The sequence below is a fragment of the Chromobacterium sp. LK1 genome, assembly GCF_001043555.1.
GTDB lineage: Bacteria > Pseudomonadota > Gammaproteobacteria > Burkholderiales > Chromobacteriaceae > Chromobacterium > Chromobacterium aquaticum.
Window position 1 is genome coordinate 56,437 of the sequence record NZ_LDUI01000006.1, and the last position, 12,478, is coordinate 68,914.

The window sequence follows — 12,478 nt, forward strand, 5'->3', positions numbered from 1 at the left end:
CCGGCCGGCGCTCCGCGTGTTGTGTAGTGCGTCCACTACATGAAACGGCGAACAAAAGGCCATTGCTTTCGCAATGGCCTGTCTTTACATCACAGCAGCGCTTTGGTCTTGGCCACTACATTGTCGACGGTGAAACCGAAGGCCTGGAACAGCTGCGGCGCCGGGGCGGATTCGCCGAAGTGATCGATGCCGACCACGTCGCCGTCCAGGCCCACGTATTTGCGCCAGAAGTCCGGATGGCCGGCTTCGATCGCCAGCCGCGGCAGGCCGGCCGGCAGCACGCTATCGCGCCAGGCCTTGTCCTGCCGGTCGAACACATTGGTGCACGGCATGGACACCACGCGCACGGCGATGCCCTCCGCCGCCAGCGCGTCCTGCGCCTTCAGCGCCAGTTCCACTTCGGAACCGGTGGCGATCAGCACCGCGCGGGCGCCGGCGGCGTCGCGCAGCACATAGCCGCCCTTCTGGATCGCGGCCAGCTGCGCCGCGTCGCGGACGACGAAGGGCAGATTCTGGCGGCTCAGCACCATGCTGCTCGGCGTGGTCTTCTGCTCGACGGCGTGCGCCCAGGCCGCCGCGGTTTCGGCGGTGTCGCACGGGCGCCAGGTGTGGTGGTTGGGGATGTAGCGCAACGTGGCCACTTGCTCCACCGGCTGGTGGGTGGGGCCGTCTTCGCCCAGGCCGATGGAATCGTGGGTGAACACGAAGATCGGGTTGATCTTCATCAGCGAAGCCATGCGCAAGGCGTTGCGCGCGTATTCGCTGAACATCAGGAAGGTGCCGCCGTACGGACGCAGGCCGCCGTGCAGGGTCATGCCGTTCATGATGGCGGCCATGCCGAACTCGCGCACGCCGTAGCTGATGTAATTGCCCTGGCCGTCGTGGTCTATCCACTTGGAGCCGGACCAGTTGGTCAGGTTGGAGCCGGTCAGGTCGGCGGAACCGCCGACGAATTCCGGCAGCACCGGCGACAGCGCTTCCAGCGCGATCTGGCTTGCCTTGCGGGTGGCCACGGTCTGGGCGGCGTCGGCGATCTTGGCCAGCGCGGCGGCCTTGGCCTCTTCCCAGCCGGCCGGCAGTTCGCCGCTCATGCGGCGGCTGAATTCGGCGGCCAGTTCCGGGAAGGCGGCGCGGTAGGCGTCAAAGCGCTTGTTCCATTCGATCTCGGCCAGCGCGCCCTTGTCGCGCGCGCTCCACTCGGCGTAGATCTCGGCCGGGATTTCGAACGGCGCGTGCGGCCAGTTCAGGCCTTCGCGCGCAGCGGCGATTTCGGCCGCGCCCAGCGGCGAGCCGTGGCAATCGTGGCTGCCCTGCTTGGTGGGCGCGCCAAAGCCGATGGTGGTCTTGCAGCAGATCAGCGTCGGACGCGCGCCTTCCTTCTGCGCGGTGGCGATGGCGGTGGCCACTTCCACCGGGTCGTGGCCGTTGACGTTCTTGATCACCTGCCAGCCGTAGGCTTCGAAGCGGGCCGGAGTGTCGTCGGTGAACCAGCCTTCCACGTGGCCGTCGATGGAGATGCCGTTATCGTCCCAGAAGGCGATCAGCTTGTTCAGGCCCCAAGTGCCGGCCAGCGAGCAGGCTTCGTGGCTGATGCCTTCCATCAGGCAGCCGTCGCCCAGGAAGGCATAGGTGTGGTGGTCGACGATTTGATGGCCGTCGCGGTTGAACTGCGCCGCCAGCATTTTCTCGGCCAGCGCCATGCCCACCGCGTTGGTGATGCCCTGGCCCAGCGGGCCGGTGGTGGTTTCAATGCCGGGAGCGTAGCCGTATTCGGGATGGCCGGGAGTCTTGGAGTGGAGCTGACGGAACTGCTTGAGGTCTTCGATGGAGAGGTCGTAGCCGGAGAGGTGCAACAGGCTGTAGATCAACATGGAACCGTGACCATTGGACAGTACGAAGCGGTCGCGGTCTGGCCAGTTGGGATTGGCCGGGTTATGTTTCAGGTGATCGCGCCACAAAACTTCCGCGATGTCTGCCATCCCCATCGGGGCGCCGGGGTGACCGGATTTGGCTTTTTCAACGGCATCCATGGACAGGAAGCGGATGGCGTTGGCAAGCTCGGTACGGGTGACCATTTCGGGAAAACCTCAAGACTTGTGTGGAAACCGGGACGACGGCAGCGCCATCCGAAACATGCCTCCGGCATGGATCAACCGTCGCAAAATCATGGAATTATCGCTGATTTTCACCATTGGCGGCAACCGCCGCGCCGCGCAAAATAATGCGGCGGCATGGCCGGACGCGAAAAACCGCCGAACAGCGCCGTTTTGCCGGATAATGCCGCAAATGGCAAAAATGCATTTCGAATCAAAAACCTGTCGTCGACGCTGCGACCGGCATTGTCGATGACAAACGGGCAGAATGCAGGGCAAACACGCTTCCGAAGAAACCCGGAACGCGAATCATGGTCAGTCTGGGTCCATCTTGATGGCGCGCAAGCGCCGCAACCCCGAGTGGCAAAACCTTTTTGGAGATTTCGATGCAATCATTCGACGCGCTGCCCATGCCGCGCAAAGTCGCGTTCAGCCGCGGCTGGCGCTGGATCGTGGAAGCGTTCTACATTGTCCGCCAGCAACCGCTGACCTGGATTCTGCTGGCGCTGGCCTATCTGGTGATCAACTTCATCGTCAGCATGATCCCGCTGCTGGGCGGCCCGCTGTCCTTCTTCCTGGCGCCAGTGTTCGCCGCCGGCTTCATCCTGGCGGCGAAAAAGAGCGAGCAAGGAGCGGAGCTGGAGCTGGGCGATCTGTTCGCCGGCTTCAAGACCGCGCTGCGGCCGCTGATCAATGTGGGCATGCTCTACCTGGCCATCCTGATCGTCATCGGCATTGCGCTGGGCCTGCTGATGGGCGTGCTGGGCATCAGCGTCAGCAAGAGCGATCCCAACGCGATCCCGGTGATCGCCGGCCCCATCGCGCTGGCCGCCTTCATCGGCGGCGTGGCCGTGTTCCTGGTCAGCCTGGCTTACTGGTTCGCGCCGGCGCTGGTCACGCTGCAGCAGCTGGGTCCGTGGCAAGCGATCCGCACCAGCCTGCAGGCCGGGCTCGCCAACTGGGGCGCGGTGCTGGTCAGCGGTCTGATGCTGGCGGTGCTGGCCTTCATCGCGATGATTCCGCTGGGCCTGGGCCTGTTGCTGTGGTTCCCGGTGCTGTACGTGACCGCCTACACCGGCTGGAAGGATATCTTCGGCCAATCCGCGGCGCCGGCGCGTCCGGACGAGCCGGTGGTGTTCTAAACCCGGCTGGCTCACTTCCCCATATCAAGCCCCGCCCAGCGGGGCTTTTTCATGCCCTCACAGCAGCATCGCGGCGATCCAGCCAAAGCCCAGCAAGGGCAGGTTGAAGTGCAGGAAGGTGGGCACCACCGTTCCCCACATATGATCATGCTGGCCATCGGCGTTCAGGCCGGCGGTCGGCCCCAGCGTGGAGTCGGATGCCGGCGAGCCGGCGTCGCCCAGCGCCGCGGCGGTGCCGACCAGGGAGACGATGGCCAGTTCGGAAAACCCGAAACCCAAGGCCAGCGGCACATAGATGGACGCGATGATGGGCACGGTGGAGAAGGACGAGCCTATCCCCATGGTGATCAACAGCCCCACCAGCAGCATCATGAAAGCGGCCAGCCCGCGATTGTCGCCGATCAGGTCCACCGAGGAGCGAACCAGCGATTGGACATCACCGCTGGCGTTCATCACGCTGGCGAAGCCCGCGGCGGCGATCATGATGAAACCCACCTGGGCCATCAAGCGCATGCCCTGGGTGAAATGGCTGTCCAGTTCGGTCCAGCGCATCACTCCGGAACCGGAAATCAAGGCGAAGCCCACCAGGCCGCCGAACACCATGGAGCCGGTCCACAGCTGCGCCAGCAGGGACAGCAGCAAGGCCGCGCCAATCGATACCCGCTGCCATAGCCCCAGTTTGACGCTGCCGCGCTCGCCGCCAGCCACGGCAACGTCCTGGTAATGCCGCGGCCGCCGGTAACTGAACAGCAAGGCCAGCGCCAGGCCAAACACCATGCCCGACGCCGGAATCAGCATCGCCAGCGGCGCCGCGCTCAAGCCGACTTGAAAACCGCTGGCTGCGCCGGCCTTATTGATGTTGCCCACCAGGATATCGTTTAGGAAAATCGAGCCGAAGCCGATCGGCATCGTCATATACATCACGGTAATGGAGAAGGTGATGGAGCAGGCCACCGCGCGCCGGTCCAGTCGCAGCCGGTTCATCACCAGCAACAAGGGCGGCACCAGGATGGGAATGAAGGCGATATGCACCGGGATGACGGTGCCCGAGGCGAAGCCGGCCAGCACCAGGCAGGCCAGCAAGCTCCACTTGACCACGCGCAGCATGCGCTCGGAGTGTCCTCCGTTCTGGATGTAGCCGACGATCCGACCCGACAAGCCTTGCACGATGCCGGTGCGCGACAGCGCGATGGCGAAAGCGCCCAGGGTGGCATAGGCCAGCGCCACCGGCGCGCCGGCGCCCAAGCCGCCGTTGAACGCTCGCACCACCGCCTCTGGCGACATGCCGGCGTAAATGCCGCCAATGGCGGCGGAAAGAATCAGGGCCAGCACCACCGGCACCCGCGACAGGCTCAAGGCCATCATCACCAACACGGCTAAGACCACGGCATTCATGGGAATCTCCTCGTCGGCGCCCGTCAATGGCGGGCGCATCGATAGTCTGGCGTCCCGGCGTCGCCGGGCTCCTATCCCCGAACTCCACAGATCATTGCCTGCTGGTTCTTCATTCTGTTCCGCGCGTCAAACCCCGCGCGGATGCGAAAACACCAGCCGCCTCCGTGCAGAGGCGGCTGGCGATCTCGTGATTACAGCGACGGCAGCAGGCCGGCTTCGAAAAAGCGGTTGTAGGAACCGCTGGCCACCAGCGCGGCGGCTTTCTCGATGTCCGGCGCGAAGTAGCGGTCCTTGTCGTAGAAGCTCACCTGTTCGCGCAGTTCGGCCTTGGCCGCTTCCAGCTTGGCCGAGGTCTTGTGCGGCGCGCGGAAGTCCACGCCCTGGCAGGCGGCCAGCAATTCCACCGCCAAGATGCCGGCGGTGTTGCCGGCCATGTCGCGCAGACGGCGGCCGGCGAAAGTGGCCATCGACACATGGTCCTCCTGGTTGGCCGAGGTGGGCAGGCTGTCCACCGAGGCCGGATGCGCCAGCGATTTGTTTTCCGAAGCCAAGGCCGCGCCGGTGACCTGGGCGATCATGAAGCCGGAGTTGACCCCGCCGTTATTGACCAGGAAGGGCGGCAGCTTGGACAGATTGCTGTCGATCAGCAGCGCCATCCGGCGTTCGGACAGCGAACCGATTTCGGCCAGCGCCAGCGCCAGGTTGTCGGCGGCGAAGGCCACCGGCTCGGCGTGGAAGTTGCCGCCGGACAGGATGTCGTTGTCGGCGGCGAACACCAGCGGGTTGTCGGACACCGAGTTGGCTTCCACCACCAGCACCGCGGCGGCCTGGCGGATCTGGGTCAGGCAGGCGCCCATCACTTGCGGCTGACAGCGCAGCGAATACGGGTCCTGCACCTTGCCGCAGTTTTCGTGCGAATGCTCGATCTCGCTATGCTCCAACAGGCTGCGGTAAACGCGGGCGGCGTCGATCTGGCCGGCGTGGCCGCGCACCGCGTGGATGCGCTCGTCGAACGGGGTGCGGCTGCCCAAGGCGGCCTCCACCGACAGCGCGCCGGCCACCGAGGCCGAGGCGTACAGGTCTTCCGCGGCGAACAGGCCTTCCAGCGCGAAGGCGGTGGACGCCTGGGTGCCGTTCAGCAAGGCCAGGCCTTCCTTGGGCGCCAGGGTGATGGGCTCCAGGCCGGCGGAACGCATCGCCACCGCGCCCGGCACGCGAGTACCGTTGACGAAGGCTTCGCCCTCGCCGATCAGCACCGCGCTCATATGCGACAGCGGCGCCAGATCGCCGGACGCGCCCACCGAGCCCTTCTGCGGGATCACCGGGTAGATGCGCTGGTTGAATAAGGTGATCAGCGCCTCGATCACCAGCCGGCGGATGCCGGAAAAACCGCGCGCCAGCGAGTTGATCTTCAAGGCCATCACCAGGCGCACGGTGGACTCGTCCATAGGCGCGCCGATGCCGGCGGCGTGGGACAGCACGATGGAGCGCTGCAACAGCTCCAGCTCTTCCGGCGCGATGCGGGTATTGGCCAACAGGCCGAAACCGGTGTTGATGCCGTAGGCGGTGCGGCCTTCGGACAGCACCCGCGCCACGGTGGCGGCGGAGGCGTCGATGGCGGCATGGCTGGACGGGTCCAGTTGCAGTTGCAGGCTGGTTTCACGTGAAACGCGGCGCAGTTCGGCCAGGCTGAGCGTGCCGGGAACAATGTTCAATACCATCTGATACTCTCCTTCATAAAGCGTTTGCAGCGCCGCTGGCCGCGGTGAGCGCTGGTCTTGTGTTATCGCGCCCTGCCGGCAAGCGGCTTGAGTATTCCGGCGAGCCCGCGCCCGCCGGACAAAAAACGTCGATGCGCGCCTTTAGGCGGCGTCGCGCTGAGCCTCCGCCTCCGCGCCGGGCGCCAGCACCCGGCTCCACAGGAAGTGGCCGGCCACCACCAGCGCCACCCAAGCGGCGCCAACCAGCAGCGCGGAGCGAGTGTCCTCGAAGTAGCCGAGCACGCCGATGACGAACAGCATGAAGCCAATCGCCGCCAGCGGCGCGTAAGGCCAGAACGGCACCGGGAACTTCAATTCCGCGGCTTCCTCCTTGCTCATCTTGCGGCGCATCGCCACCTGGGCCAGCAGAATCATCAGCCACACCCACACCGTGGCGAAGGTGGCGATGGACGCGATCAGCAGGAACACATCCTTGGGCATCAGGTAATTCAGCACCACGCCCACCAGCAGCGCGGCCGCCATCACCAGCACCGTCATCCACGGCACGCCGTTGGACGACAGCTTGGCGAAGCTCTGCGGCGCCTGACCCTGGCGCGCCATGCCATACAACATGCGTCCGGCGCCGAAGATGTCGCTGTTGATCGCCGAGATCGCCGCCGAGATCACCACCGCGTTCAGGATATGGGCGGCGGCGGGAATGCCCAGGCTCTCGAAGATCTGCACAAAGGGGCTGCCCTGGCTGCCGATCTGCGGCCACGGATAAATCGACATCAGCACCGTCAGCGTCAGCACGTAGAACAGCAGAATACGCACCGGCACCGCATTGATCGCGCGCGGAATGGTCTGCTGCGGATTCTGCGCCTCGCCAGCGGAGATGCCGATGATCTCGATGCCGCCGAAGGCGAACATCACCACCGCCAGCGAGGCGATCACCCCGCCCCAGCCATTGGGCATGAAGCCGCCGTGCGACCACAGATTGTGCAGGCCGCTGGCCTCGGCGCTGCCGAAGCCGAACAGGATGATGGCCACGCCGCCGAGTATCATCGCGACGATGGCGCCCACCTTGACGATGGACAGCCAGAACTCCATCTCGCCGAACACCTTGACGCTGCACAGATTCAAGGCGCCGATGAAGAAGATGATGCTCAGCACCCAGATCCAGCGGTCCACTTCCGGAAACCACAAGCTCATATAGATGCCGAAGGCGGTCACGTCGGCCAGGCAGACGATGATCATCTCGAAGGCATAGGTCCAGCCGGTGATCACCCCGGCCAAGGGTCCCAGATAGCTGGTGGCGTAATGGCCGAAGGAACCGGCCACCGGATTGTGCACCGCCATTTCGCCCAGCGCGCGCATCACCATGTAGACGGCGGCGCCGCCGATCAAATAGGCGAGCAATACCGCCGGACCGGCCATCTGTATCGCCGCCGCCGAACCGTAGAACAAGCCGGTGCCGATGGCCGACCCCAGCGCCATGAAACGGATGTGACGGGCGGACAGGCCGCGCGTCAGCGTTTGTGTTTGCATCTCTCTCTCCTCCTTGGCATGGCTGTGCTTGCCGGTCGGACGCGGATGCGCCCGCTACGCCGCCTCCCGCGGCCCGGCATGTTTCGCTGCGCAGTCAGTCAAGCGCCGGCAGACTGTAGGGCCAGCGGCGGCGGACCACAAGGCCGCGCAGCGCGAACGCGCGGCGGGCCATGACGAAACACGCGGACAACAGGCGCGGACGCGCCAGTGCGTCTCAGTGGACAGGCAAGGACAACATGACTGGTTTTTTTTCCTTTGCAACACGCTTTACTGCTCCCGCCGCTTGTTTTGAATTCAGCTTGTTCGGTCGGGATGACGGCGTCCACGCGGACTAGCGCCTAGACGCCGCAGCCCGCCGCCGGCGTGCGCGCGGCGGCGGTATGCCTGCTTCACTACATGTTCACGCTAAAACGAGGCAAGGCGTTGCGGCTGGCACCGCGGAATGTTCATAGCATTCCGCGGCGCAGCTCCCCGTATTACGACGCCTCACCACGCGCGGCTGATCGCACGCAGGTGCTCAGCGTTTCAGCATCGGCAGGTCCAGGCCCTGCTCTCTTGCGCAGTTCTCTGCGATCTCGTAGCCGGCGTCGGCGTGACGCATCACGCCAGTGCCCGGATCGTTGCGCAGCACGCGGCCCACGCGCTGGGCCGCGGCGTCGCTGCCGTCGCAGACGATGACCACGCCGGAGTGCTGGGAGAAGCCCATGCCCACGCCGCCGCCGTGATGCAGCGATACCCAGGTGGCGCCGCCGGCGGTGTTGAGCAAGGCGTTCAGCAGCGGCCAGTCGGACACGGCGTCGGAGCCGTCCTTCATGCTCTCGGTCTCGCGGTTGGGCGAGGCCACCGAGCCGGAGTCCAGATGGTCGCGGCCGATCACGATGGGCGCTTTCAATTCGCCGTTCTTGACCATCTCGTTGAAGGCCAGGCCCAGGCGGGCGCGGTCCTTCAGGCCCACCCAGCAGATGCGCGCCGGCAGGCCCTGGAAGCTGATGCGCTCCTTGGCCATGTCCAGCCAGTTATGCAAGTGCGGATCGTCGGGGATCAGTTCCTTGACCTTCTGGTCGGTCTTGTAGATGTCTTCCGGATCGCCGGACAGCGCCACCCAGCGGAAGGGGCCGATGCCTTCGCAGAACAGCGGGCGTACATAGGCGGGCACGAAGCCGGGGAAGTCGAAGGCATTGGCCACGCCCTCTTCCAGCGCCATCTGGCGGATGTTGTTGCCGTAGTCCAGCGTGGCGGCGCCGCGCTCTTGCAAAGTCAGCATCGCGCGCACCTGCACCGCCATCGATTTCTTGGCGGCGGCGGTGATTTCGGCGCCGGAGATCTTCTGCTTGGCGCGCCATTGCTCCACGGTCCAGCCCTGCGGCAGATAGCCGTGCACCGGGTCGTGGGCCGAGGTCTGATCGGTGACCACATCCGGGGTGATGCCGCGCGCCACCAGTTCCGCGAACACGTCGGCGGCATTGCCCAGCAAGCCCACCGATACCGCCTTGCCGCTGTGCTTGGCCTCGTCAATGATGGCCAGCGCCTCGTCCAGGGTCTTGGCCTTGCGGTCCACATAGCGGGTTTTCAGGCGGAAATCGATGCGGGTTTCGTCGCATTCGACGGCGATCATGCTGAAGCCGGCCATGGTGGCGGCCAGCGGCTGGGCGCCGCCCATGCCGCCCAGGCCGCCGGTCAGAATCCAGCGGCCTTGCGGCTTGCCGTCGAAATGCTGATTGGCGACGGCGAAGAAGGTTTCGTAAGTCCCCTGCACAATGCCTTGCGAGCCGATGTAGATCCAGGAGCCGGCCGTCATCTGGCCGTACATCATCAGGCTCTTCTTATCCAGCTCGTTGAAGTGCTCCCAGTTGGCCCAGTGCGGCACCAGATTGGAATTGGCGATCAACACCCGCGGCGCATCGGCGTGGGTCTTGAACACGCCCACCGGCTTGCCGGACTGCACCAGCAGGGTTTCGTCGTCCTCCAGACGCTTGAGCACGTCCAGGATGGTGTCGTAGCACTGCCAGTCGCGGGCGGCGCGGCCGATGCCGCCGTACACCACCAGGCTTTGCGGATGCTCGGCCACTTCCGCGTCCAGATTGTTCTGGATCATGCGGTAGGCGGCCTCGGTCAGCCAGCTCTTGCAAGTCAATTCGCTGCCGCGCGGCGCGCGGATGTGGCGGGTCGGATCAAAACGCGGGTCGGACATCGGTATTCTCCTTTGTAAACCCGCCGCCGGTTGTGGTCCGGCGGGCGGGGAATGACGCTATCGCTACGAACGGGTTCAAGCCTGCTTCAGATGCCGGCCTATGCTCCATGCCAGCCGGGCGGCGGTCTTGGCGCCGTGGCTGTCGATGTCGAAGGCCGGGTTCAGTTCCACCAGGTCGGCGGCCGCCAATTTGCCGCTTTCGGCCAAACGCCGGACCAGGGCCTCGACCACGGGCAGCGCCACCCCCATGGCGGCGGGGGCGGAAACCGCCGGCATCACGCTGGCGGGTAATACATCCAGGTCTATGGTCAGGTAGACGATGTCCACCTGGTCGACGAAGGCCATCATCGCGCTGCGCACCGTGGACAGGGTGTCCAGCGTCATGTCGCTGTCCAGCGTCCATTTGACGCCGAGCGCGCGAGCGCGGGCGAACAGCGCCTGGGTATTGGACGGCTCGGCCACGCCCAGGCACAGGTAATGGAAGGGGCGGCCGGCCTGCGCGCAGTCAGCGGCGATTTGGGCGAACGGGGTGCCAGAGGTGGCTTCGGCCGCTTCGCGGATATCGAAATGAGCATCGAAATTGACGATGCCTATCACCTTGTCCGGATGCGCGGCCGCCAGCCCGCGCCAGGTGCCGTAGGCGGTTTCGTGGCCGCCGCCCAACACCAGCGGGAAATGGCCGTCGGCGCGCAACTGACGCACCCGCTCGCCCAAGCGGATATGGGCGGCGTCCAGGTCGCCGTCGGCGCAATCCACGTCGCCGGCATCGCACAGCGGCAGCGGCTGGTGCCAAGCCAGATTGGCCAACGCCTTGCGGATCGCCGCCGGACCGGCGGCGGCGCCGACGCGGCCCTGGTTGCGGCGCACGCCCTCATCGCTGACAAAGCCGATGATGCCCACGCCCGGCTCCAGCCCGGCGGCGTAAGGCCGCGCCAGTTGGTGCCAGCGCCGCGCCAGATCGCCTTCGCCAGCGTCGACGCGGCCGCTCCAAACACTCATGTCCACGCTCATGCTTCAACAGCCTTTCATATGCTGCGCCACGCCGCGGAACACGCGCTGGCGCAAGGGATTGTCGCCGAGACCGTAAACGATCTCGGCCGGGGAATCGATGTCCCACAGCAGCAAGTCGGCGACCTGGCCGGCGGCCAGCCGGCCATGGCTGGCGCCGCGGCCCAAGGCCTGCGCCGCGTGGCGGGTGACGCCGGCCAGCGCCTCTTCCGGGGTCAGGCCGAACAGCACGCAGGCCTGGTTCATCGCCAGCCGGATCGACGCGAACGGGCTGGTGCCGGGATTGAGATCGGTGGACACCGCCATCGGCACGCCGGCGGCGCGCAACAGCTCCACCGGCGGCTTTTGGGTTTCGCGCAGGAAATAGAACGCGCCCGGCAGCAACACCGCCACGGTGCCGGCGGCCTTCAGCGCGGCCACGCCGGCGGCGTCCAGGTATTCGACATGATCGGCGGACCAGCCGCCGAACTCGGCCACCAGTTCGGCGCCGTGCAGATTGGACAGTTGCTCGACATGGCCCTTGATCTTGAGGCCGTGCGCGCGCGCCGCTTCGAACACGCGGCGAGTCTGCGCCGGCGAGAAGCCCACGCTTTCGCAGAAAGCGTCCATCGCCTCGGCCAGGCCCTCGCTCGCGGCGGCCGGCAGGATGACGTCGACAATGTAGTCGATATAGGCGTCGGGCCGGCCGGCGTATTCCGGCGGCAGCGCATGGGCGGCCAGCAGGGTGGCGGACACTTCCACCGCCAGTTCATCCTGCAAGCGCCGCGCCGCGCGCAGCTGCTTGAGTTCGTCTTCCAGGCTCAGGCCGTAGCCGGATTTGATCTCCACCGTGGTCACGCCCTCGGCCATCAAGGCGCGCAAGCGCGGCTTGGCGGCGGCGGCCAGGCCGGCTTCGTCCAGCGCCCGGGTGGCGCGCACGGTGGAGACGATGCCGCCGCCCTCGGCGGCGATCTGCTGATAAGGCACGCCATTGAGGCGCTTTTCCCATTCGGCGGCGCGGTTGCCGCCGTAAACCAGGTGGGTGTGGCAGTCGATGAAGCCGGGCGTGATCCAGGCGCCCTTGGCGTCGATCACCGCGCCGTCGAAACTGGCGGGATCGATGTCGGCGGTCGGCAGCAGCGCGGCGATGCGGCCGGCTTCCAGCAAGAGCGCATGGCCTTCCAGCGCGCCATACGGCGCCGGGCGGCTCGGGTCCATCGTCGCCAGCCTGGCATTGATCCACAGGCTGCGGCGATCCGCTTGGGCTTGGTTCATGGTTCGGCTCGATCAGGTTATTTGTATATACAATTAATCCTATACCGACAGCCTGTCAAGTTTGCAGCCGCGATTTTTGTAAACACGCAGAATGGCCTGAATAGGCTTATAGAGCAGGCAGTTGATGTTGCAAAGCAACAAAAAAGC

Annotated in this window: 9 protein-coding genes; 2 read left to right on the forward strand and 7 right to left on the reverse strand. The window is 65.7% G+C overall.

The annotated features are described in order from the left end of the window. Window positions 1-89: 89 nt before the first annotated feature. Window positions 90-2,075, reverse strand: a complete 1,986-nt coding sequence (gene tkt / locus VI26_RS04210) for a transketolase (protein WP_048408493.1) — start codon at window positions 2,073-2,075, stop codon at window positions 90-92. On the opposite strand from tkt, the gene VI26_RS24285 reads away from it, so the two are divergent. Both VI26_RS24285 and VI26_RS04215 read left to right on the forward strand, forming a co-directional pair. Then, the gene (locus VI26_RS24285) at window positions 2,044-2,349 is read left to right on the forward strand and encodes a hypothetical protein (RefSeq protein WP_156183735.1); all 306 of its coding nucleotides are present in this window, start codon (window positions 2,044-2,046) and stop codon (window positions 2,347-2,349) included. The genes tkt and VI26_RS24285 overlap by 32 nt on opposite strands. Before the next feature lie 130 nt (window positions 2,350-2,479). Continuing rightward, window positions 2,480-3,235 carry a BPSS1780 family membrane protein gene (locus VI26_RS04215; RefSeq protein WP_048408494.1) on the forward strand — a complete coding sequence of 252 codons (756 nt, stop codon included), beginning with the start codon at window positions 2,480-2,482 and terminating at the stop codon, window positions 3,233-3,235. Between the two features lie 57 nt (window positions 3,236-3,292). On the opposite strand, the gene VI26_RS04220 is transcribed toward VI26_RS04215, so the two are convergent. The 6 genes from VI26_RS04220 to hutI form a co-directional block, all read right to left on the reverse strand. After that, window positions 3,293-4,630 (reverse strand): Na+/H+ antiporter family protein, encoded by a 1,338-nt coding sequence (locus VI26_RS04220; protein ID WP_048408495.1) that lies wholly within the window; start codon window positions 4,628-4,630, stop codon window positions 3,293-3,295. A gap of 191 nt (window positions 4,631-4,821) precedes the next feature. After that, entirely contained in the window at window positions 4,822-6,351 is a 1,530-nt protein-coding gene (gene hutH / locus VI26_RS04225) for a histidine ammonia-lyase (RefSeq protein ID WP_048408496.1), read from the reverse strand. Between the two features lie 141 nt (window positions 6,352-6,492). Beyond that, window positions 6,493-7,878 (reverse strand): amino acid permease, encoded by a 1,386-nt coding sequence (locus VI26_RS04230; protein ID WP_048408497.1) that lies wholly within the window; start codon window positions 7,876-7,878, stop codon window positions 6,493-6,495. Window positions 7,879-8,395: 517 nt separating this feature from the next. Then, entirely contained in the window at window positions 8,396-10,069 is a 1,674-nt protein-coding gene (gene hutU / locus VI26_RS04235) for a urocanate hydratase (protein WP_048408498.1), read from the reverse strand. A gap of 75 nt (window positions 10,070-10,144) precedes the next feature. Further along, the gene (hutG, locus tag VI26_RS04240) at window positions 10,145-11,068 is read right to left on the reverse strand and encodes a formimidoylglutamase (protein ID WP_156183736.1); all 924 of its coding nucleotides are present in this window, start codon (window positions 11,066-11,068) and stop codon (window positions 10,145-10,147) included. 15 nt (window positions 11,069-11,083) lie between these two features. Continuing rightward, window positions 11,084-12,331 (reverse strand): imidazolonepropionase, encoded by a 1,248-nt coding sequence (gene hutI / locus VI26_RS04245; RefSeq protein WP_048408500.1) that lies wholly within the window; start codon window positions 12,329-12,331, stop codon window positions 11,084-11,086. Window positions 12,332-12,478 lie beyond the last annotated feature (147 nt).